The sequence below is a fragment of the Stenotrophomonas sp. 93052_Sma genome (genome assembly GCF_056481145.1).
Genome location: NZ_CM151134.1, coordinates 480,231 through 503,110, shown reverse-complemented (window position 1 = coordinate 503,110; position 22,880 = coordinate 480,231). Strand labels below are relative to the sequence as shown.

Genomic DNA, 22,880 nt, shown 5'->3' with positions numbered 1-22,880 from the left:
ATCGCCGGCCAATGATCCGGTGGGTGCCGACCGTTGGTCGGCACGCCCTGCAGAACCCATCGCTGCCGACAGATTGTGCCGACCAACGGTCGGCACCTACCAACAGCGACCATCGCCGAGCCATTGATTGGGTAGCTGCCAACCTTGGTTGGCGCTTTGCATTCATGCCAACCAAGGTTGGCAGCTACCAACAGCAGGTCATCGCCGGCCATTGATCCGGTGGGTGCCGACCGTTGGTCGGCACGCCCTGCAGAACTCATCGTTGCCGACAGATTGTGCCGACCAACGGTCGGCACCTACCAACGGCGACCATCGCCGAGCCATTGATCTGGTAGCTGCCAACCTTGGTTGGCGCTTTGCATTCATGCCAACCAAGGTTGGCATCTACCAACAGCGGGTCATCGCCGGCCAATGATCCGGTGGGTGCCGACCGTTGGTCGGCACGCCCAGCAGAACTCATCGCTGCCGACAGATTGTGCCGACCAACGGTCGGTACCCACCCAAAGTTGTTGCAGCATTTGCACCCACTCAGGCGAACGGCAGCTCCGCGGCGATGCACGCGGCGGTAATCGCGGCACATGCCTCTTCAATCGCGGGCGTGGTCGGCGCCAACCGCGGGCGCCGATCCAGCGTGCAGGCCAGGCCCACGTCCAGCAGCGTGGCATGTGCTCCATGCAATGCCTGCGCCGTGTCTTCCGGCAGGAAACCGGCAACGGCCAACGCATCGATCAACGACGGCGTATCGCGCGGCTGCAGCAGCGCCGCATGCTGCGCACTGCGCGCCAGCACACCGGTCTGCAGCAGGAACTCCAGGTCCACCACGCCGCCAGCACCCTGCTTCAGGTCCAGTCGCGCGGCATCGCTGCGGTCCAGTTCGGTGCGCATGCGGCCGCGCATCTTCAGCACGTCCGCGTACAGCACACCCGTGTCGCGCTCACGCCCAAGCGTCTGCGCACGCACCTGCTCGAAGTCGGCCAACAGGCTGGCATCGCCGGCCACGCCACGCGCGCGCACCAGCGCCTGGTGCTCCCAGGTCCACGCACGTTCGCGCTGGTATTCGGTGTAACTGGCCAACGAAGACACCAGCGAACCCTTGCCACCATCCGGGCGCAGGCGCACGTCGATGTCGTACAGGCGCCCGGCGGCGGTCACCGCACCGAGCAGCGCCATCACCTTCTGCGCCAGGCGTGCATACCAGCGCCCCGGCTCCAGCGGACGCGCGCCATTGCTGGCATCCACCCCGGCCGGGTTGTCGTGCAGGAACACCAGGTCCAGATCGGAACCGAAGCCCAGTTCAAGCCCACCGAGGCTGCCATAGCCGATGATCGCGAAACGCCCGCCGGGAATCTCGCCGTGTGCGGCATGCATGTCCGCTTCGGCCATCGCCAACACGGTGACCACCACGGCCTGCGCCAGCTCGGCCAGTTGCCGCGTGCTGTCCACCGCACCCTGGCGGCCATCCAGCGTGGCCATCGCCATGCGGAAACTCAGTGCCAGCCGCGTTTCATTGAGCCAGCGCAGCGCGGATTCCGGATCTTCCACCGGCAGCACCTGCTGGCACTCGGCCAGCATGCCAGCCGCATCCGGCATCGGCCCGGATACGCGCACGTCCAGCAGTTCGTCCAGCAGCAGCGGATACGCCGCCAACCGCTCGGCCAGCAGCGCGCTGCGCGCCAGCACGTCCACCAACCGCGCCAGTGCGCTGGGCTGTTCGTCCAGCAAGGCGAGATAGCTGGTCCGGCGCAGCACCGCCTGCAACAGGCCGAGCACGCGCTTGAGCGCGGCATCCGGCTGCGGCGAACGCGTGGCCGCATGCAGCAGCGCGGGCAGCACGCGATCCAGCCGCGCACGCGCGGCATCGGACAACGACTTCACGCCGGTGCCCTGGGCGAAATCGCGTAGCGACTGGTCGGCGCCGTTGGCATCGAGGAAACCGGCTTCGGCCAGCAGCGGTGCGTTGCTGCCTTCGGGCAGGCTGCGCCAGTAGTTGGCCAGTGCATCGGGCGCGGCCTGGCCCTTGCGCGGTGCCAGCAGCGCGGCGAATTCAGTACTGACGCGCTGCTGCTGTTCGGCCAGCGCCGCGCGCAGCACCTCCCAATCCGGATAGCCCAGACCCACGGCGATGCGTTCGCGGTCGAGCGCATCACTGGGCAACACATGGGTCTGCGCGTCACGCAGCATCTGCAGGCGGTTCTCCAGGCGCCGCAGGAACAGGTACGCCTCGCGCAGCGCGCTGCCATCCTCGGGCGCGATCTGCCCGGCGGCCACCAGTGCGTCCAGCGCCACCAGCAGCCGACGCTCGCGCAATGCCGGTTCGCGACCACCGCGGATCAGCTGCAGCGCCTGGCACAGGAATTCGATCTCGCGGATGCCACCGGCACCGCGCTTGATGTCGTCGTGCAGTTCGCGGCGTGCGACTTCAGCGGTGATGGCCGCCTTCATTTCGCGCAGGCCGTCTAGCGCGGTGAAATCCAGGTAGCGGCGGTACACGAACGGGCGCAGGGTCTGCAGCCACGCCTCACCGGCCTCGATATCGCCGGCCACCGCGCGCCCTTCAGCCAGGCATAGCGCTCCCAATCACGGCCCTCGCGCTGGAAATACTGGTCCATCCCCGCGAACGAGAGTGCAACGCGGCCGGCGCTGCCGAACGGACGCAGGCGCAGGTCGACGCGGTGGCTGAAGCCATCGACGGTGGTTTCATCCAGCAGCTTGGCCAGGCGCTGGCCGAGACGGGCGAAATATTCTTCCGCCGCCAACGGACGCGGTCCATCGGATTCACCTCCCTGCGGATAGGCGTAGACCAGATCCACATCGGAACTGAAGTTGAGCTCGCCACCGCCCAGCTTGCCAAGGCCGAACACCACCAGCTGCTGCGGGATGCCGTGTTCATCGGCGATGACGCCGTGACGCTGGGCGAATTCCTGCTGCAGGGCGTCCAGCGCCAGCCGCAGGCAGTCTTCGGCCAAAGCGGTGGCACCGGCCAGAGTCTGCGCCACGTCGTCCAGACCGGTCAGGTCACGCCAGATCAGCCGTGTGGACATCGCGGTACGCCAGCGCCGGATCTGCGCCGGCCAGTCGCTGGGCTGCAGCGGATCGAGCACCGGCGCTGGGATCGGCGGGCAGCCGGGCGCGGCCAGCTGTGCCAGCAAGGCCGGTTGCCGCACCAGGGTGTCCAGCGCGAAGTCGCTGGCCACCGCCAGCCGGGTCAGCAGCGGCAGCAGGTTGGCCGGGATGTGCTCGGGCAGGACCTGGGCCAGGCGCGCCAGAGCGCGGTCGACAAGAGGCTGCAGGGAGGCGGGCACGTCAGCGGGGGCGAGGGTCATGGGCTGATTGTATCGACCCGTTAACGCCGGCCGCTGCCCAGCGAATCCGATGACCCGGTAGTGCCGGCCGCTGGCCGGCAGATCCGATGATCCTGCCGAAGGTTACTGGGGTTGCCGGCCAGCGGCCGGCACTACCGATAATGGAGACCGCGTATTCATACTGGACGACAGGCAATAAAAAAGCCCGCTTGCAGCGAACTGCCAGCGGGCTCTGCTCCCTCCCCCACGTCGGGATGCAGGTCCATCGTGCGGGCTGCGAAAGCACTTTGCACGCTGCACTGCAAAACAAAACCGGCGGGTTTGGGTGACCCCTGCGGGAAAAGCCATTCCACGAAGGTAGAACCCCCCGTACGGATGAGGATGGCCGATAATCGGAATTCCCCCAAGCAACACGTGTCGTCATGTCTGTTGATCGCATCGCCAACGCGCGTCTTCGTGACCGCGTGGTCTCCGCAGAGGCCGCAGCCGCGCTGATCCAGCCCGGTGAAACCGTGGCCATGAGCGGCTTTACCGGCTCCGGGTATCCCAAGGCCGTTCCCGTCGAACTGGCCCGCCGCATCGAAGCGGTGCATGCCCAGGGCCAGCCCTTCCAGATCAGCCTGATGACTGGCGCCTCCACAGCGCCGGAACTCGATGGCGCGCTGGCCAAGGCCGATGGCATCGCCATGCGCATGCCGTTCCAGAGCGACCCGGATGCGCGCAACCGCATCAACGAGGGCAAGCTGGATTACATCGACATCCACCTCAGCCACGTGGCCCAGCACGTGTGGTTCGGTTTCTATGGCGAGATCGATACCGCCGTGATCGAAGTCTCGGCCATCCGCGAAGACGGTTCGCTGGTGCCCTCCACCTCGGTCGGCAACAACAAGACCTGGCTGGACCTGGCCAAGAAGGTGATCGTCGAGGTCAACGAATGGCAGCCGGCCGGCGTCGACGGCATGCATGACATCTACTACGGCACCGCGCTGCCGCCGCACCGCAAGCCGATTCCGCTGGTGAACGCCAACGACCGCATCGGCGACACCGCGCTGCGCTGCGACCCGGACAAGATCGTGGCCGTGGTGCGCACCAACGGCCCGGACCGCAACAGCCCGTTCAGCCCGATCGATGCGACCAGCGAGCAGATCGCTTCGCACCTGATCGAGTTCCTGCAGCACGAAGTGAAGAAGGGCCGCCTGCCGCCGAACCTGCTGCCGCTGCAGTCGGGCGTGGGCAATATTCCGAACGCGGTGCTGGCCGGCCTGGCCAAGAGCGGCTTCCGCGACCTGGCCGCGTTCACCGAAGTGATCCAGGACGGCATGCTCGACCTGCTGCGTGACGGCGTGCTGAGCTATGCCTCGTGCACCGGCTTCGCGCTGAGCCCGCAGGCCAACGAGACGTTCAAGGAGAACATCGATTTCTACCGCGAGCGCATCATCATGCGCACGCAGGAGATCTCCAACCATCCGGAACTGGTGCGCCGCCTCGGCTGCATCGGCATGAACGGCATGATCGAGGTGGACATCTACGGCAACGTCAATTCGACGCACGTGATGGGCACGCGGATCATGAACGGCATCGGCGGTTCCGGTGACTTTGCCCGCAACGGTTTCCTGTCGGCGTTCCTGAGCCCGTCCACCGCGAAGAACGGCACCATCTCGGCGATCGTGCCGATGGCCAGCCACGTGGACCACACCGAACACGACGTGTCGGTGATCGTCACCGAACAGGGCCTGGCCGACCTGCGTGGCCTGACCCCGCGCAAGCGTGCGCAGGTGCTGATCGACAACTGCGCGCACCCGGATTTCCGCCCGCAGCTGCAGGACTACTTCGACCGTGCCAGCCGCGAGAGCTACGGCAAGCACACCCCGCATCTGCTGCCGGAAGCGTTGTCGTGGCACCAGCGTTGGCTGGATACCGGCACGATGAAGAGCTGAGATCCGGAGACTCTGGTAGAGCCGGCCGCTGGCCGGCTCCCCAGAACAGCCGGCCAGCGGCCGGCTCTACCTTCACGCGGTGCGCAGCGCCGCCAGCGACTCAGCCTGCAGCCGCTCGTAGATCTCGAACTCGTCATTCACCGCCACGCCCAGCGCCTGCTCGAAGGCCTCGCGGTTGGCGTGTGCGGCATACGCACGCTGTTCTTCGCCGCCCAGGTTCGACTGGAAGATGCCCGCCGCACTGACCGGCAGGAAATCCTCATAGACGATCGGGTCGGCCGTGGCCAGGCCGGCGGCCACCAGCACTTCGGCGGGCAGATCGGCCACGCGCTCCGGCGCGGCGCGGCCAGCGTCGGTCAGCTGGTAGCGGTAATAGCCCAGTCCTTCCTGGCGCAGCGTGTCATGGTCATCCGGGAAGCTGGCGAACACCGCCTGCAGGCGCTGGCCGTAGTCGCCGCCGGTGCTGCCTTCGCCACCGGCATCGCGGGCCTGCGACAGCAGCTGGTCGTACAGCGCGCGGCCCTTCGGGGTAAGCGCAAGGCCCCGCTGTTCGATCTCGCCGAAGCGCGCGGTGTGGGTGCCGGCATCGCCACCCTCGCTGTCCGGGAAATGCACGGCTTCTTCCAGTGCCTTGAAGCTGGTCTGCCGCAACAGGATCGGGCAGGCACGGCGCGGCGGACCTTCGATCACCGCCTTGGCGGCCATGCCATGCTCGATCATCGCCGCCTGCGCCGCGTCGATATCCAGCGTACGCGGGGTCAGATGGTTGATGTGCGGGCCACGGAAGCTGACCACGTCGGCCACCAGGCGATGCGCGTTGTGCAGCGCGTGGTAGGTCGGCAGGTCGACCGTGGCATCGCCATGCCAGCGGAAGGTTTCCAGTGCTTCCTCGACGAAGCGCTCGGCATCGGCCTGCGAGAGCCCGCCGTCACGCTCGGCCTGCTCGATCAGCGCCAGCGCGCCCTCGGTGAAGATGCGGCGACGTGCAAGGATCTTTGCCGATTCGGCACGCAGCGCTTCGTCTTCGATCAGCTCCAGGCGCAGCAGCGAGGTGAACACGCGGAACGGGTTCTGCGCCAGCGCGGCGCCGGTGAGCGGGCGGAACGCGGTGGAGTGCACCGGCACGCCGGCCACCGACAGGTCGTAGTAGCCGACCGGGTACATGCCCATCACCGCGAACAGGCGGCGCAGCGTGGCCAGTTCCTGCACGGTACCAACGCGGATCGCGCCGTGGCGCTCTTCATCCAGGCGCGCACGCTCGTCGTTGCGCTGCAGCTGTGCGGCCAGCGCAGGGTCCTGGTCAAGCACCTGCGCGTTGATCCGCTCCACCAGTTCCACCAGCGTGCCGTACAGCGGCACTTCGGTGCGGTACATGCGGGACATGGCCTGCGCGAACAGGCGGCGGATCATATCAGGCGAAACGAAAGAGGCGCTCATCAGTCACTCGATTACGGGAACGGGGAACAGCTCGAACCCGTATTGTCGCCGGAGCGCGGGGCCGCGGCGATATGCAGAGCAACATGAAGGAAATCGGTAGTGCCGGCCGCTGGCCGGCAACCTCCGGATGCCTGGAAGGATGCAGTTGCCGGCCAGTGGCCGGCACTACCGCTTGAGCTGGCGCCTCAGGGTGGCATCCAGGGTGATCGGCCGGTCCCAGTGCTGGTAGCTGGCCACGATGGCATGGCGCACGGCGCGGTAATGCAGGTTGTCCGGCTTGGCCGGCATGCGCTTCACCACCGCCTCCCAGCCGCCCTCCGGGTCCTGGCTGAAGGCGCGCACGCTGTCGCGACAGGTCTGGCCGCTGGCCTTGGCCCAGAAGCAGGCGAAGTAGATATCCCCGGCCTGCCAGCCATGGGTGGTGAACAGCGCGCTGATGTAACCGCGCGGCACCTCGGCATAGCGCGACACTTCGTCGAGGAAGGCGTCGGGGTAGCGTTCGGCGTAGTGGTTGATGTCCTGCAGCTGGGCATCGACCCAGCGGTCACCGGTTTCCACCGTGTAGGCCGCCGAACGCTTGGCGGTCTGCTGGGCCAGCACGATGGCCGGCACCAGCAGCAGGGACAACAACAGCGCGCAGTCGGACGTTCATGCCACGATTCTGCCGCAGCCGCCGGGTCCTGTCAGGCCGCCGCCGAGGCCTTGGCCTCGATCGCGGCCAGTGCGGCCGGCCAATCATGGGCGGTATCGGCAGTGACCATGCGCGGTTCGTCGTCGGCCACGCCGTGCTGGGTCTCGTGGGCCCAGGTCACCGCGTACGGGGTATGCACGCCCCAGCCACCCAAGGTCACCACCGGCTCGATGTCCGAGCGCAGCGAGTTGCCGACCATCACGAAGCGCTGCATCGGCAGGTCGAATTCGGCCAGCACGCGGGCGTAGGTCTCCGGGTCCTTCTCGGAGACGATCTCGATGCGCGGGAACAGCTCGGCCAGGTTGGCGACCTTGATCTTCGCTTCCTGGTGGAACAGGTCGCCCTTGGTGATCAGCACCACTGGATAATCTTCGGCGATCGCAGCGACTGCTTCACGCACGCCGTCGATCAGCTCGACCGGGTGGCGCAGGGTGTCGTGGCCGATGTCCAGGATGCGCTGGATGTCCTTGGCCTCGATGCGCTGGCCGGTGATGTCGATGGCCGCTTCGATCATCGACAGCGTCATGCTCTTCACGCCGTAACCGAAGGTGCCCAGGTGGCGCTGCTGCACTTCCAGCAGGTGGCGCGCGGTCTGCGTGTCATGCACGTCGACGTAGCGCGACAGCAGGTCAAGATAATCCTGCTCGGCCTTGCGGTAGTAGTCCTCGCTCTTCCACAGCGTATCGTCACCGTCAAAACCGACCAGGCCGATGGCGCGCGACGGCGCAGGCGTGGGGGTGTTCATCGCACAAGGATACAGGGGTGCTGGTGACGATAAAAACCCGGGCGGCCGCAGCCGCCCGGGTCCCCATGCACCGGTCTTCCCGAATCAGGCGTGGATCAGCGGCCCTGCGCCGCGCCGGCACCTGCACCGGCCTGCTGGGCGGCCACGTAGGCCTTGTACTCGTCGGCGCTCAGCTCGCCGTCCTTGTTGGTATCGGCCTGGTCGAACACCTGGGCCAGGCCTGCGTTCACCTGCGCCTCGGTCTTGCTGATGGTGCCGTTGCCATCGGTATCGATGCTGGCCCAGGTCTGGCCACCGCCATTGGCCTGTGCCGAAGCCGCTGCGGCCGCGTTGGTCGCCTGGTCAGCCGCCTGCCCTGCCTGTGCCGCCGACTGCTGCGCCTGCGCGGCCTCGTTCTGTGCCTGCGCGGCCTGCTGCTTGGCCGACTGGGCCATCGCCGGAATGGCCAGCACGCTGCCGGCGGCGACGATCAGGGCGATCAGGGGCTTGCGGTTGCGAATAGTCATCAGGGGTGTCTCCTACCAATTGGGTGGTGTTGCGCGGCGTGTTGTCTCCGCACGGCACCTACCCTGCCACCGCGTTTCTGAATCGATTTTGCCCCGCGACCGGCGTCAACACGCACGATTAACCACTCGCCTACGCGCATGCTTTAGCGCGGTGGTTAGCACGAAGTGAGTGGCTCATAAGCTGCGCATTCAGCGCTGCCTGATTTAACCGGCAGCGAACAAAAAACCTGCGTCAGTCGACGTTCTGAGCCGATGACCGCGAACTGAACACCACCCAGCCGAGGGCAACACCGGCGAGCGCGCCGGCGATTTCCAGCACCACGCGGCTGCCGAGTTCGTTCGGATCGTGGATGGTGGCGAGGAAAAGGCGCGCATACAGGGGCGACTCCAGACGCACGATGCCCATGTAGAACAGCTTCCAGGCATCGATGCCGGCGGAGATGATCACGGCGATGACGCAGGACCAGCCGATCGCGTGGCCAACCGTCCAGTGCAGGAGCCGGCACAGCTGCGACCACAGGAAGTACACCAGCAGCCCGACCAGCAGGGCAATGGCGCCCGCTTCGAGGGTACCGAGCAGGCCGAAGTGCAGGGGAAGGTTCATCGGGTGGGCAGGGATGAAGAGGCGGCCAGTGTAAGGGATCTGCCTCGGACCCAATCCGTTAGCCCCGGTAGATCCACGCCATGCGTGGATGAATCCCCATCGAAATCGAATACTCCGATGATTGAACGAAAGGCGTCCACGCATGGCGTGGATCTACCGTGTCGACCAAGGTCGACACCTACCAACAGCAGCGCCCCTCCGCCGATGTCCCTACCGCACGGGGACGTCGTATGCGGTGCCCGGGTCCGGTTCGGGCTGCAGGGTGTAGTGCCACCACTCCTGCGGATAGTTGACGAAACCACGGCGTGCCATCGCCTGCACCAGCTGCTTGCGATTCGCCTGCTGCGCAGCACTCAGCCCGCTCGTCTGCGTATGCGCGCGTGGCCCGAAGAAATCGAAGTCGGTGCCCATGTCCAACGGCGTACATGCACCACTGCCGCAATCCAGCAGCCCCAGATCCACCGTGGCACCGCGGCTATGGCCGGAGCGCTCGGCGATGTAGCCGTCGGCCAGCAGCCGTGGCTTGTCCAGATCCGGGTACTGCAGAGCCTTGCGCGAGCGCTCGCGCGGATCGTTCACCCAGGCCATGAAGGCCTGCACCGAGCGCACCGGCCGGTAGCAGTCGTAGAGGCGCAGGCCAAAGCCATCCGCGCGCAGGTCCTGTTCCACCTGTGCCAGTGCCTTCGCCACCGGCGCCAGCAGGTAACAGGACGGCCCCTCGTAACCCGGCACGCGCGCCGGTGAAGTTGTTGGCGCCGGCGTAGCGGATGTCCATCTCGATGCCTGGCGACAACGTGCGGATCTCCACGAATCCGGCGCTGGCGGCATCGGTGGCCGGCGAAACACGCGGCGGCTCAGCGGCGCTGGCGCTCGCTGCCAGGGCAGTCGCCAGTACGAGTGAAATGCAGGTCCTGGAAGTCATAGCTGAAGTCGATGTCCGGGTCGATGGCACGCAGGTCCAGTGTGGGCGGCGCACCGTCACCGGGCTGCAGCCAGGCCTGTGCGTCTTCGCCCAGCGTATCCCAGCGCAGCAGCCAACGCCCCTGCAACTGCAGCACCGTGGCCTGCAGCCGGGGCGACTTGTCCACGCTGAAGCGCAGGCCGTCCGCGCCCGGGCACAGTGAGGCCGGGCCCAGCCACGGATCGCGGTAACGGCCCTGCCAGTGCGGCAGATCCGTGCGGCTCGTCTCCTGCGCCGCAACGGTGGACGGCCGCGAATGGCCGGTCGCCGCCCGCGTTGCCTGGTCTGCCTTCAATTCGGCCAGGTACTCCATCGCAGGCCGCGCATCGTCCGCTGCGGTGAAGCGCTTCAGCGCGGCCTGCATCAACGCGGTACGCGCATCCTCGCCTTCGCCATTGATCAGCATCACCACACCCACCTTGCGGTCGGGCAGCAGCGCCAGCGACGAGTACATCCCTGACAGCGTGCCGGTGTGTGCCACCTTCCACTGCCCATCCATGTCAGACACGCGCCAGCCATAGCCGTAGCCGTAGAAATGCGCGTTGTCCCAGCGCCGCTGGCGCTCACCCAGCGGCATCGGCACGTGTAATGTCCACAACGTGCGGCGCTGTTCACTATCCAACCAATCCTGCACCACGGCAGGATCAAGCAGTACCTGCATCCAGCGCGTCATGTCGCGCAGCGAACAGCGGATGCCTCCGGCAGCCATGGAAGGCAGGTCCGGGCTGATGGCACCGTCAGCGTTCACCACCTCATTGCGATCACGACGCCAGGCATGTGGCTGCGCGACGTTGCCTACGCGCTTCACCGACCAGGCCCCCACCTGGCAGCGCGTCATGCCGAGTGGTTCAAACACCTGCTCGCGCATCAACTGGTCGTACGATTTGCCACCGGCCGCAGCGGCCACTTCGCCGGCCACCACATACATCAGGTTGTCGTAGGCATAGTGGCTGCGGAAGCTGCTGACCGGCTTCAAGTGCGCCAGTCCGGCAATGATGTCGGCGCGGGTGAACGTGTTCGGCTCCGGCCACAGCATCAGATCACCGGCGCCCAGACCGAGACCGCTGTTGTGGATCAGCAGGTCGCGCACCTGCATCTGCTGGCCCACCCATGCGTCATGCATGCGGAAGCCCGGCAGGTGCCGCCGCACCGGGTCATCCCAGCGCAGCTTGCCCTGCTGCACCAGCCGCGCCAGCAACGCGGCGGTCATCGCCTTGCTGTTGGAGGCGATCTTGAACAGCGTGTCCTCGTCGATGCGGCCGCCATCACCGCGCGCCCTCGGCATGGCGATAGACCACGTGCCCATTCTCGACCACCGCCATGGCCAGCCCGGGCAGGTGCTTATGCTGGACCACGGCGGCGACATCGGCATCGATGGATGCGGTATCGACCGCCGAAGCGGAGGGTGCGGCCAGTGCCGCTGCGAGGATCAGCAGATGATGCATGCACGCTTCCCTTCCAATGCCCGCGCCGCCCACACGGACGGCACGGGATGCAGCCTCAGAAATTCCAGGTCACCACCAACTGTGTATAGCGCGGAGCCTGCCAGCGCGTCCCGGTGGCGAACGTCGCCTCGCGGTACTGGCCGGGCTGCGCTTCATAGCGCTGGTGCACGTTGATGGTCTTCTGATTGTTGAACAGGTTGTAGACCGACAGCCGTGCGCTGAGGTCGATGCCTTCCACCGGCAAACGCCACGTCACATTGGCGCCCATGGTCCACGTCCATGGCAGGCGACCGAACGCGCCGCGCGGACTGTACTCGAACTGTCGCTGGTTGTATGGGCCGGAGCAGTTGGCCACGCACAGCCAACCGGTGCCACCGCCACTACCTTCACTGGAGGTACTGCCACCGGCGATGGAGTCGTTTGGCCACATCACGCCATACGCAGTGATCGGGCCACCGGACTGCACCTGCAACGTGGTGCCGAAGGACCATTGCTTGTTCAGTGCGTACGCAGCTCGCAGCTTGAACTGGTGGCGGAAGTCGTTGAACAGTACGCCGTAGCGCTCGTTGGTGGCGGGGTGGTCCCAGAACTGGACCATGCCGGTATCACCGTAGTTGGTATCGGAGTTCACTGGTCCTTCGAAGTTGCCTTCACTCTTCGACCACAGGTAGGACGCGTTGAACATCCACTTCTCGTCCCATGCACGGTCGATCTGGAACTCCAGCGCCTTGTAGGTACGCTTGGGCTTGGAGTAACCGATCACCTCGCCACTGCCGCCCTTTCGATAGCCGCTGTTGGCGGTGTCGATGGTGATCCAGCCTTCGTTGGCGCAACCGATGCTCTTGTCGCCCCAGATCGTCAGGCTCTCGCCCGGGTTGGCGATCGGCCACAGCGTGCTGGGGGTCGGGCCGCACGGGGTGTAGTTGATGCGGATGTCATCCAGAGCGCGGGTCATGCGCCGGTAGGTGGCGTTGACGCCCCAGGACCACGCCTGGTTGATCATGTTCTGGAAGCCCAGGATGTACTCGTCCTGGTAGACCGCCTTGAGATCGCGGTCCACGCTCTGGCGCAGGTCGGCACCGCCGGTGTTCATGCGGGTGTCGGTCGGCCCGATCTGCTGGCCGACGATCGGTGCCATGTACGGCGAGCCTGTCGGCGAGGTCTTCTGTTCCCAGCCATTGAGCACGTAATAGCTGTATTCGTCGGTGAGACCACCGGCGAAGTTCACGTTGATGTTGTTGGTAACCGGCAGGTAGTAGCGGCCGGCGTTGCCGAAGAGCTTGGTGCTGCCATCACCGCGCATGTCCCACGAGAAGCCCACACGCGGCGCGACCAGGTCGTCCATCTTGATGAACGCCTTGCCGGCGGCGGTGCGGTTTTCGAAACGGTCCCAGCGCACGCCGAGGTTGAGCATCAGGTTCGGAGTGATGTTCCAGATGTCTTCCACGTAGAAGGCATTGGCTTCAGTCTCGAACGTGCCTCCCGACTTGCGGTTGCGCGCACGCAGCATTTCGGTAACGCCTGCTGGCACGTAGGCATTGGCACCGTCCCAGACTTCGTCGCCAGGTCGCGCTACGTAGGCCGTGTAGCTCAACTCGGTCGGACCGGGGTAGCGGGTGGACTGCTTTGTGGTCATCAGCTCACGGTCGACACCGAAGCGTAGCAGGTGATCACCCAGCTGCCATTCGAAGTCCAGTCGCGCCACGTCACGGGTATCGTCACGCTCGGCCACTGCCGTGCCGGTGGGGTGGCAGCCTGCGCGCAGGCCCTGCAGCTTGCCCAGGCGCGGGCCGTAGGTGCTGTCGGTGAACACCGGGCTGCACGCCTGATCCAGCGACGAATTGGTGAACGCACGCTGGTTGTTCTGGCCGACCATGGCGCGGGCGGTGAAGTTCTGGCCGAAGTGGCCGGTATAGGTGGCCGACCAGTTGCGACCACCCGTCTCGGTGACCGAATCACCGCCCCATGCACCGAGCTGGTCTGCGTTCCAGTTGTAGCCATACGAGGCGTTGGTGACGTCACCTTCGTCGGAGAACGCCAGCAGTGCCAGGCTGTGGTTGTCGTTGATGTTCCAGTCCAGCTTGGTGCCCCAGAAACCGTTGCCGGAATCATTCTTGAACCAGGTACTGCCATCGGACGAGGTGTTGTGCCCTTTGTCACTGCGGTCTTCATACATCGCGAACAGGAACAGCTTGTCCTTGATGATCGGACCGGAGCCCCACACGTTGGTCTTCAGGAACGAGTTGTTGTCGCGGCTGCCATACGAATGCGGGGTTCCATCACGATGGAAGTGGTCGCCGCCGCTGGAGCGCCATGCACTGGGTTCAGCGGTGACTTCCACGCCGCCTTCGAACTCGTTGCTGCCCGAACGGGTCACCGCATTGATCACGCCACCGGTGGAGCGGCCGAACTCGACCGAGTATCCGCCGGTCTTGACCTGAAACTCCTTGAAGAAGGCGAACGGCGCGGTACTGAAGCCGCGACGGGTGTACATGTCGGTGACATTCAGGCCATTGATGAAGACGGCATTTTCAGCCACCGACGAGCCGGCGAAGGACAAGCCACCAAACGACGAGTTGCCGCCGACCACGCCAGGCGCCATCAGTGCGACCGCAGACAGGTCCTGCGCCACAGGAAGGCGCGAGATTTCCTGTCGATTGATGTTGAAGGATGTTTCGGTGGAATAGACATCCACGCGATTGACCACGCGTGTGCCGACCACCTGCAGTGCATCGAGATTGGTGACGCCGCCGCCGCTTGCCAGATTGACCGTGGTGGTGCCGCCGATCGCGACGCTGACAGCAACCTGATCACCCAGCTTCTGGCCATCACGGCTGAGCTGCAACTGGTAGTCGCCCACCGGTAGCTGGCCCAGGCGATAGCTGCCATCGGCACCGACCGTGACAGAGCGGGTCAGGCCCGTGCTGTTGCTGACCACGGTCACCTGATCACCGGCGGTGGCGCGGCCCGCCACCGCGCCGCTCACGTTCTGCGCCATTGCGGTGCCGGGCAGCATCACGCCCAGACACGCCCCAAGGGCGACGCACAACGCCGCCCGCTTGTGTAACGGCGCGCGATAAATCGCCCGCCATAGGTGAGATAAACGGTGGGGCGCCAATGTTGCGCCCACCGGAATGAAATTGCACGGGACGTAACCCGTCCCGTGCGCCTCTGCCAACCTACCAGGTCGTGAAGATCAGCTCCCTCCGCTGGACCGCCTGCCGGCCAATCGTGTAGCGGATCGGTACCACCCGGTCCCTGAACTGCCCGAACACCTTCCGCATGGCCGGGTGATCGTTGATGGTCAGAATGGCCGCGCCGCGCAGACTCGCCATCTGGCTGGCCAGCTCCTCGTACTGCTCCATGCCGAAGGGCGTTCCATATCCCTCGGTCTCCCAATACGGGGGGTCGAGGAAGAACAGGGTATCGGCTCCGTCGTACTTGGCCATGCACTGCTGCCAGGCCAGGTGCTCTATGGTCACCTTGTGCAGCCGCAGGTGCGCCGCGCTCAGATCCTCTTCGATCCGCAACAGGTTCAGGCCTTTGCCACCCCGACCGAAGCCTGGCGTCTGGCCTGTGGCCTTTCCGCCCCAAGCCAGGCGCTGTAGGTAGTAGAAGCGTGCAGCCCGTTGGATGTCCGTGAGGGTGTCAGGATGCTGGAGTTGGCACCACCGGAACATTTCCCGGCTCGTCAGCGCCCATTTGAACTGGCGGACGAACTCCTCCAGGTGGTTGGCCACCACCCGGTAGAGACGCACCAGCTCGCCGTGGCAGTCGTTGAGCACCTCAGCCCTGGCTGGCTCTCTGGCGAACAGAAGAGCGGCGCCGCCGGCGAAGGCCTCGACATAGGTCCGGTGAGGGGTATCGGCTACCAGGGGCAGCAGGTGGGGCAGCAGGCGGGTCTTGCCGCCTGGCCAAGGGAACAGCGTGGTCGTCTTCATTCTCAGCCTCTGCGATGAGCATCGGCGAGGCTTACCTCCCCCGCGCGGGGAGCAGGGCCTCGGCCAAAAGCACGCGGGCTGTACGCGTGTGTTGCGGTGCCAGGCCGACAGTTGCAGCTGTCGGCCTGGCGCCCTGTTCTAGAGCTGCAGGAAGTCGCTCAGGGCCGAAGCGATCGCTTCGGCTCCGGTCGAGTTGGGGTGGACGTTGTCGAACACCAGGCCGCGATCGCTCTGCCGGGCCCAGCTGCGGCCCAGCGCCACCCGCAGATCGAGGAAGTGCCAGTTGTAGTCCGCCGCGATGTTGCGCAGCGCGGCCGCCTTGGCGTCGTATCCGTAGATCCCACCCAAGGCCCTGCCATCGTTGGGGACGAAACCGACGCACAGACAGCCATCAGAGGTCGCCGAGGCCGCCTTCACCACCGCCTCCAGATTCGCGTACCACATGCCTGGGTCAGTGCCGGCGGTGGTGTCGTTGATCGTGCATATCACCACGGTGAAGTCAGGCCGCAGGGCCGACAGCATCGGCCGGTGATTCCAGGGCTGACTGGCGACGATCAGGTCCGCAGACTTGGCCGCGCAGTAACCGCCCACCAACGCCACCGGGCTGGCGCTGCCATCGAAGGTCTCGATACCACAGACGAAGGCGTCGCCGCCGCTACCGACGCCGACCTCGATGTAGTGGGTGCCGGCGGACACCGTGTAGTCCTTCGACACCAGCGACGCAGCCGCGTCCTGTGACACGGTATCGACCAAGCTCCCGTCGACGTAGATGCCCACCGCCGTGTTCAGGCCGGAAAGGGTCGGATACCACACCCGGAAGCTGGAGAACGCGCCTGCAGGCGTGAACCGCAACTTTCCCGTGCTGCCGCCGGCCGCCTTCAGGTGGCGCCCGCCGAAAATCTGGGAGACGGTGGAGTCCGGTGCCCAGCCCGTGCCCAAGGTGATGCGCGGGTCGTAGCTGGCCAGCCCGGTATTGGCCAGGGTGACGTTCTGCTCGCCGAAGAAGCTGTCGGTACGAACACCCTTCTTCACCATGAAGCGCCGCGCCAGGCTGGTTGTTGCCGCGCCAACCAGACCATCAGCTCCCGTTCCCGAGCCTTGGCCGGCGACATTGGAGTCGCCCACGATGGCCAGACGCGCCGGATTGGTCGCGCCGCGCGCCTTGGCGGCCTGCCACTTGGCTGTACTGCCGACGCGGGTAGCCTGGCTCGCGCCGGCATCGCCAAGCGTGGCCAGCAGCTGCCCCACAGTCAGGCGAATGTCGTTTCCAGGCGACACCGTGCCGCCACCGACGGCGGCGCCGCCCTCCGGCGCCGTGCCGGGAATGATCACGCTGCTGGCCAGGGTCTGCAGCTGCGGTTTTGAGCTGAATCGAGCCATCGTTCTTATCCTTGGTAGGCAATGCCGGCCTGGTCGACGTAGGTGTCGCCGGCCTCATCGGTGTACTCGCTCGTCGGGTCGAGCGATTCGAAGTAGAAGCCCGTGAAGAGCCCAGGGCCGCCCTGGCTGCCACGGAAATAGTTGACGCCGACCCGGCCGGCGGCTTGATGGGTGCTGTCCGAGCGGGTCAGGACAACGGTGCCGTCCAGGCGGCGGACGGTCAGTGTCGAACCGATCAGCTCCACCTCCAGCCACACCACCACCTCGCTATCCGTGATGCCTGGCACCTCGACGAACTGCAGCTGCTGGAAAGACCCGGAGGCCGCGTTGGAACCTCGCCCAAACTCGACGCCAAACGAGGTGGCGCTGCGACGGCCGACGCCCAGGATGTAGGCGTAGGTGTCGTTGGTGACCTGCCAGCTGGTAGTGCGCAGCAGCAGGCCCACGTTGTCCGTGCGAACGCCGGTACCGGCCGGGATCACGAATCCGACCAGGGCACGGCAATCCTTGGCGGCCGGCACGCTCTCAAAGCGCGCCCTTGAAGCGGTGCCGGTGCTGCCGCACTGCAGGTTCAAGCGCCCTGCCTGCACCGACAGGCCCGACCCAGCCGGCCCGAACAGCGTCATCTGGGCGGTGTTGTCGACCTCTGCCCACAGCTGCCCCCGATCGAAGACGTGCAGCCGCGAACGGCGCTCCACGGAGCCCAGCGCATCGGTGGCGGTAATCACCGCATTGAAGGCGGTCACGATGGGGTTCCTCCCAGGGTCGAGTCGCTGCCGGTCTGATCCACGTCCAACGAGACCCCTGGCGGCAGGCCGGTTGCCGACCAGGTCACCGGGCTGGCCTCGGTGCCCCGCTTGAAGTGAAGGCTGTACGGGCCATAGGCCCGACCGCGAACCAGCGCGATCGGCAGTGCCGGCATCTCCAGCAGGCGTGCGGGGAAGTCCGAGGGCTTTGCCGGCGGCGTGAAGGGCTCCCAATACACGGCTGCACCGGCATGCACCTCGACGCCAGCCAGGCCCGCATACAGCCGCTCGGCGGTCAGGGTCGTGTTGCTGGCCAGCGACAATGCCGTCTGGCTGAGGTTGACCGCTGCTGCAGGCAAGGTGCTCTCATCGACCAGGCGGCCATCCTTGAAGATACGGGCCACGCCGCCGCGCCTGGAGATCGCCAGGTGCGACCAGGCACTGTTCGGCAGTCGGTTCTCCGCCAGTGCAAGGACCGCATCATTGAAGAGGCGCACGTAGTTGCCGCCCGTGAACACGTCCAGGCCAACCTGCATCGGGTTGGTCAGCTGCTCGCGGCGCAGGTAGAGGCCGCCATTGGTCGTGTTCGGGCCGATTTGGAACAGGCGCGCGTAGGTGTCGCTTGGGGCCGCATCAGGGCGTATCCACATGGCCACGCTGAAGTCGGCCGTACCCAGACTGGCCTCCAGCTCCTGCCGCAATCCGGTGCCATTGAAACGCACCGAGGCACCGCCGGCGTATGGCGACTGCGTGGGGTCCAGCACCGGCAGGTTGGAGGAGCTGACCGCCACCGTGCGACCACCGGCCTCCTGGTAGCCGGTCTGCATCGGGAAGCTGCTGCGCATGGTCGACAGCGCAATCTCCGTCTCGGCAAAGCCCACATTGCCCGCCGCATCCTGACCCTTGACCCGGATCGGGTAGTAGCCCGGCGCGCCACCCAGCGGAATCCCTTCGATCCGACCGGCGGTGGTGTTCAGGCTCATCCCCGCAGGCAGCACGCCCTGATCGATCGACCACTCCACGCCCTCGGCCTCCGTGGTGAACACCAGCGAGGCGGTGGAGTTGTTGGCACCACGCCAGGCGCTGATGCTGAAATCCAGTTGATAGACACGACGGAACAGCAGCTCCACCGACTGCCAGCTATCCAGCCCGTCGCGCCGGGAGCTGAGCAGCACGCGGTTGCGCTCGACCAGCTGGCCGGCCGGCACAGTGAACGAGGCACCCACCAGGTCCGGGTAGGAGACAACCAGGGCGCCGGAAGCGGCGTCATACACGGTTACGGTGTAGGTGGTGCCTGGCTCAGGCCCAATGCTGGCCATGCCGGTATCCACCAGCTGGTCCGCCTGCGCCACGCGATCGCGATGGGCCCAGCTCAAAACAGCGTCACCGACGACGTCCTCTGGGTACAGCTCGCCGTTAATATGCACGTCCGCCGGCGGATACGGCCGGGCCTGGCGATCCTCCATCTCGACCACCAGATCCTGCGCGTCGGCCAGGTCCGTCAGCGCCGACGCGCCACGGGTGAGCAGCTTGGCGTGGACGGTGTCACCGCCGACGTACTCGGTGGTGTCGGTCGCAAAGTCGGTGAGGAACAGCACGCGGGCGCCCGGCGCGTGCAGATGAGGCACCGTGTCGGCGCAGGCACGGCCCAGCGTGAGGGTCATCGCAGCCGCGTCAATGGCATCCACGCGGCAAATCTCCGCGCCAACCAGGGCGATATCGCCCACGGCCACCGAGCCCAGATCCAGCGGATCGGTCAGGGTGAAGCTCTCGGTGCGATAGCCGGCTTCTTCGACCAAGGCAGCGCTTGCGCACCAGTCACCCCGGCCGCGATAGCTGTACTCCGCCCCGCCAGCCTGAGCCATCAGGCGGAAGTACTGCCCCACCGTTGGTGGCGCTGAGGCTGCCAGCAGGAAAGAGACGTCACTGCTGAGCTGTGCCAGGTCGGCCGCACTGAGCTGCGAGACCAGCACGACGTAGGGCACCTCCATCGCCACCTGGTGCGGCGAAACGGTCGGCGCCGTCGACGGCGGCTTCCCGCCTGGCTCAGTTCCGACATAGACCGAATTGGGCTGGCTGTAGACGTCCTCACTGCAGCTGAAGGTGATGGCGCCGGACTTCAGGGTGCCGCCACGCTTCTCGCCCATCAGACACACCATGTCGGCGATGCCCCGCTTGGGCGCCTGCAGGCGGAAGTAGCTGCCCGGTGACCACGTGCGGGCCACGGGCGTGGTGGTCAGGTCGAACTTGCGCAGCGAGGTGGCCTTGGCACGCAGATTGCGGGCGCCGATCTTCAGGGCCAGATCCACGTTGGCGACCTCGCCGGAGCGATCCTCCTTCTCCGAGACCACACTGCCAAAAGCCTGGATCGCGCCCAGCGACTGCAGTGCGGGGGTGGTGCCGATCGCGTTCTCGACTGGGTCGAAGTACTTCACGAACAGCTGGTTGCAGGCGTTGTCCATCGTGGCGGGCTCTTCGGCCCAATCCAGGATGTCGTCGTCGGTCAGCACCGGAAGCTCGTCCAGAACGTACTTCCCGCGCGGCACGTTCAGGCGATACCGACCATCCATGCCCTGCACGAGCACGGCCCCTGCAGCATCACAGATCCGTTGCTGGTACTGCTCGATGGACTCCTTATCTGGATCATAGATCGGGCACAGGCCCATTCCCTCTTCGAAGAAGACATCCGCGGCTGCGCGGAAGCTGGCATCGTCGATCACCGAGATGGGTTCGGCCCCCATGCTTTCGTGGGTAATGCTGTCGTACAGGATGTGGGCGGCATTCATCCCGACCAGCGGCACCTTGGCATCCAGGCTCTCCACTCGCGCCGTCAGCCACTGGCTGGGCGCATCCTGCAGGCCATCGATCGTCAGCGCCTGCAGCCTGACGGTCGCATTGCTGGCCACTTCGACATTCAATGGCGCGCCGTCGAGGATCAGGCGCGAAGACTCAAAATTGGGGGTGTAGTTCAGGTGGTACGTCGCCGGCGGATTGCTGATCTCCAGGCGATACACGTTGTGATTGGGCAGGATGCTTCCCGAACCCGTGCCGCCCTTGATGAAGCTGGGCGAGCCTGGCATCGGGAAACCACCGCTGTAGTACTTGGTCTCGACCGAGCCGCTGATCCGCAAGCCGACCTGGAAGATCGTTGCGCCGGTGCCATTGAGGGTGAAGCTGTCCTCGCTATCGCCAGGCACTGTGCAAAACGAACCCTGCATATCGATGCAGGGCAGGCTCCAGGACACGGAGCGGAAGCCGGAAACGACCTCACTTGCATCCTTGTCGAGCAGGATCTTCACCTTCTCCGGATACCAGCACACGCCATCCTGCCAGCCTTCCTTGATCCGGCGCAGGACGAAGCTGGGCGACTTCGGATAGGGGGTGAAGGCCGACCACCTTCCGCCCTTGAACAGGACAGTGACCAGCCCACGATAGGCGCCGTGCGCAGCACCGAGATTCGGCGGAAGCCAGGGATTGATCTGCTGGTCCTCGCGGCCGAACATGATCTCAGCCTCGCCCTCGATGCCGCCTTGCTCATCCTCACCGCCGAACAGGTTCTCGGCGTGAATCCAGATCGACCCGTTGGACGTGACCACGCCAGCCCATGCCGTTGCATCATCCACGTCCCACTGCACGAACTCATCCACCGGCCCCTGACACAGGCCGAAAAGCAGCTTGAGCTTGTACCAGTAACCAACGGTCTTCTTACCTCCGCCGCCCATCGCTGGCCTCCATTCGCTGAGCGTGCGCAACCAATGCCAGGGCCAGGCCATCACCTGTAGCGACCAGCCTCTCGGCCTCGATACCCTCCTTACGGAACGCATTCCAATCCAACCCATGCGCGGCAAACCAGTCCCTACCGCCACGCGAGCAGAAGCCTGGCTTGTTGCCGAAGCCCGGAATCGTGCGCAAGTGCTCAAGGGTTACGATCATTTCTTGCCGCCTCCCTTGCGGATCTTGTCGGTACCGGCCGACCGCCACGCAAGTACCTGCGGCTCGGAGATCCGCACAGTTCCATAGATGCGCTTCACGGCGGTGCCTTCTTCGGTGGTGGGGATATCGGGCGTCTGCACTTCCGGCTTGGTCTGGTTCGTCCGGGCGAGCAGCGCACTGATCAGCATCGATACGATCATGATGATCAGCTGCACCCACCACACAAAGGCCTGCTGCGGCTCCCGTTGCGGGAAGGGCGAACGGAACTGATTCACCAGTAGCACGAGGCCGCCTAGGGCCAACGCAAGCGCCATGACGCGCCGCGCAAGAGCACCGGACTCCGTGTCATGCCACCAGTACCTGAGACGCCACCCATACACATACAAGAGCCGACGCAGGCCGCGCCGAGGTTGTTGCCGATCAGTGCTCACCATGAGATCCGGTGTCCGTCAAAGGGGTTCTCCACGTTCAACTGCGGCTGGCCGCCATAGTTGGGCGTGTTCTGGAAGTAGCTGCCGCAGTCGGCGAATGTGTGTGCACACCCAGGCGCGACCGTGACCGTCAGACCCGCAGCCAGTTCAGGACCGGGGTAGTTGAGGGTGATGGTGTCGCCGGCGTGCGAGTTGATCGTCCGCGTCTCCGCCAGGCCGTTGCTGCGCGCCCAGACCATGACCCCGCCTTCCAAGCGACCAGCGGGGAACGCGGCAAACGCAGCTGAGCGCAAGGTGGCACCACCCACGGAAGCCAGCACGGCCTCCACAGCGTGATCCGACATCGCTACCCCACACCGATACAGCGCCTTCCAGCAGCCCCGGGTGAACCGGCCCGTATTGCCCCGGAAACCCTTGCGGGAGTTATTACGCTCGCAGGTCAGGGTCAGGGTGGTGTCAGTGAAGCGCGGTGATACCACCTGGCCCGTCCACTCGATCACCGCCTGCAGGTCCGGGTCGTTGCTGTGGACCTTCATGCACACAACGGAAACCCGGCCGCTTGGCGCATAGGGCCGAAAGATACGGCCGAACTCCTGCGTCACCGGCAGCTCGGCAGCGGCCGGATTCAACAGGAACGGCATCTTGATGGTCAGCTTGTTCTGCGATCGCTCGCTGGTTTCATTCACAGCACTGCGCTCGATGCCGGGCGCCGAGCGATAGAGCCTTGCACCATCCCCATTACCGATCATCATGTCGCGCGCCGGATGCGAACCGGTACGCGTTGCCCTGCAGGGTGAACAGGAACAGATGGACAGGGCGGG

12 protein-coding genes and 4 pseudogenes are annotated in these 22,880 nt (G+C 65.7%); 1 reads left to right on the top strand and 15 read right to left on the bottom strand.

The features are described from left to right. Positions 1–528: 528 nt before the first annotated feature. A pseudogene (gene glnE / locus ACZK2V_RS02330) lies at positions 529–3,323 on the bottom strand (bifunctional [glutamate--ammonia ligase]-adenylyl-L-tyrosine phosphorylase/[glutamate--ammonia-ligase] adenylyltransferase). Between the two features lie 401 nt (positions 3,324–3,724). Between glnE and ACZK2V_RS02325 the strand changes: the two are divergent. Beyond that, positions 3,725–5,239 carry a succinyl-CoA:acetate CoA-transferase ScpC gene (locus ACZK2V_RS02325; RefSeq protein ID WP_049462169.1) on the top strand — a complete coding sequence of 505 codons (1,515 nt, stop codon included), beginning with the start codon at positions 3,725–3,727 and terminating at the stop codon, positions 5,237–5,239. A gap of 72 nt (positions 5,240–5,311) precedes the next feature. Here the strand turns inward: ACZK2V_RS02325 and hglS are convergent, their stop codons facing one another. The 14 genes and pseudogenes from hglS to ACZK2V_RS02255 all read right to left on the bottom strand — a co-directional run bounded on the left by hglS (position 5,312) and on the right by ACZK2V_RS02255 (position 22,811). After that, positions 5,312–6,676 (bottom strand): 2-oxoadipate dioxygenase/decarboxylase HglS, encoded by a 1,365-nt coding sequence (gene hglS, locus ACZK2V_RS02320; RefSeq protein ID WP_049462170.1) that lies wholly within the window; start codon positions 6,674–6,676, stop codon positions 5,312–5,314. A 165-nt stretch (positions 6,677–6,841) separates the two neighbouring features. Next, positions 6,842–7,328, bottom strand: a pseudogene (locus ACZK2V_RS02315) (hypothetical protein). 31 nt (positions 7,329–7,359) lie between these two features. Continuing rightward, complete coding sequence (locus tag ACZK2V_RS02310) at positions 7,360–8,112, bottom strand: HAD family hydrolase (protein ID WP_049462172.1); 753 nt, start codon at positions 8,110–8,112, stop codon at positions 7,360–7,362. Between the two features lie 95 nt (positions 8,113–8,207). Beyond that, positions 8,208–8,618: an EF-hand domain-containing protein gene (locus tag ACZK2V_RS02305; protein WP_004139214.1), complete on the bottom strand. Its 411-nt coding sequence runs from the start codon at positions 8,616–8,618 to the stop codon at positions 8,208–8,210. 232 nt (positions 8,619–8,850) lie between these two features. Then, complete coding sequence (locus ACZK2V_RS02300; protein ID WP_032968343.1) at positions 8,851–9,222, bottom strand: hypothetical protein; 372 nt, start codon at positions 9,220–9,222, stop codon at positions 8,851–8,853. Between the two features lie 210 nt (positions 9,223–9,432). Next, positions 9,433–10,144 (bottom strand): annotated as a pseudogene (locus ACZK2V_RS02295) (M15 family metallopeptidase). After that, a pseudogene (locus tag ACZK2V_RS02290) lies at positions 10,077–11,628 on the bottom strand (serine hydrolase domain-containing protein). Before ACZK2V_RS02290 ends, ACZK2V_RS02295 begins: the two co-directional pseudogenes overlap by 68 nt. Before the next feature lie 55 nt (positions 11,629–11,683). Then, on the bottom strand, positions 11,684–14,644 hold the full coding sequence (locus ACZK2V_RS02285; protein ID WP_486323301.1) for a TonB-dependent receptor: 2,961 nt from the start codon (positions 14,642–14,644) through the stop codon (positions 11,684–11,686). A gap of 163 nt (positions 14,645–14,807) precedes the next feature. Next, positions 14,808–15,569 carry a DNA adenine methylase gene (locus ACZK2V_RS02280; RefSeq protein WP_164084055.1) on the bottom strand — a complete coding sequence of 254 codons (762 nt, stop codon included), beginning with the start codon at positions 15,567–15,569 and terminating at the stop codon, positions 14,808–14,810. Between the two features lie 138 nt (positions 15,570–15,707). Further along, entirely contained in the window at positions 15,708–16,901 is a 1,194-nt protein-coding gene (locus ACZK2V_RS02275; protein WP_164084054.1) for a GDSL-type esterase/lipase family protein, read from the bottom strand. Between the two features lie 53 nt (positions 16,902–16,954). Further along, entirely contained in the window at positions 16,955–17,695 is a 741-nt protein-coding gene (locus ACZK2V_RS02270; protein ID WP_057504379.1) for a hypothetical protein, read from the bottom strand. Further along, positions 17,692–21,417, bottom strand: a complete 3,726-nt coding sequence (locus tag ACZK2V_RS02265; protein WP_164171597.1) for a LamG-like jellyroll fold domain-containing protein — start codon at positions 21,415–21,417, stop codon at positions 17,692–17,694. The genes ACZK2V_RS02270 and ACZK2V_RS02265 overlap by 4 nt, the downstream gene beginning before the upstream one ends. 207 nt (positions 21,418–21,624) lie before the next feature. After that, positions 21,625–21,903: a hypothetical protein gene (locus tag ACZK2V_RS02260; RefSeq protein ID WP_139042348.1), complete on the bottom strand. Its 279-nt coding sequence runs from the start codon at positions 21,901–21,903 to the stop codon at positions 21,625–21,627. Between the two features lie 152 nt (positions 21,904–22,055). Next, a complete protein-coding gene (locus tag ACZK2V_RS02255; protein ID WP_486322913.1) occupies positions 22,056–22,811 on the bottom strand; it encodes a phage BR0599 family protein in 756 nt (251 codons plus the stop codon). Positions 22,812–22,880: the final 69 nt, after the last annotated feature.

Excerpts from the sequence above, each read along its gene's own strand:
- ACZK2V_RS02325 (WP_049462169.1), top strand. The coding sequence starts at position 3,725 with ATGTCTGTTGATCGCATCGCCAACGCGCGTCTTCGTGACCGCGTGGTC.
- hglS (WP_049462170.1), bottom strand. The coding sequence starts at position 6,676 with ATGAGCGCCTCTTTCGTTTCGCCTGATATGATCCGCCGCCTGTTCGCG.
- ACZK2V_RS02310 (WP_049462172.1), bottom strand. The coding sequence starts at position 8,112 with ATGAACACCCCCACGCCTGCGCCGTCGCGCGCCATCGGCCTGGTCGGT.
- ACZK2V_RS02305 (WP_004139214.1), bottom strand. The coding sequence starts at position 8,618 with ATGACTATTCGCAACCGCAAGCCCCTGATCGCCCTGATCGTCGCCGCC.
- ACZK2V_RS02300 (WP_032968343.1), bottom strand. The coding sequence starts at position 9,222 with ATGAACCTTCCCCTGCACTTCGGCCTGCTCGGTACCCTCGAAGCGGGC.
- ACZK2V_RS02285 (WP_486323301.1), bottom strand. The coding sequence starts at position 14,644 with ATGCTGCCCGGCACCGCAATGGCGCAGAACGTGAGCGGCGCGGTGGCG.
- ACZK2V_RS02280 (WP_164084055.1), bottom strand. The coding sequence starts at position 15,569 with ATGAAGACGACCACGCTGTTCCCTTGGCCAGGCGGCAAGACCCGCCTG.
- ACZK2V_RS02265 (WP_164171597.1), bottom strand. The coding sequence starts at position 21,417 with ATGGGCGGCGGAGGTAAGAAGACCGTTGGTTACTGGTACAAGCTCAAG.
- ACZK2V_RS02255 (WP_486322913.1), bottom strand. The coding sequence starts at position 22,811 with ATGATGATCGGTAATGGGGATGGTGCAAGGCTCTATCGCTCGGCGCCC.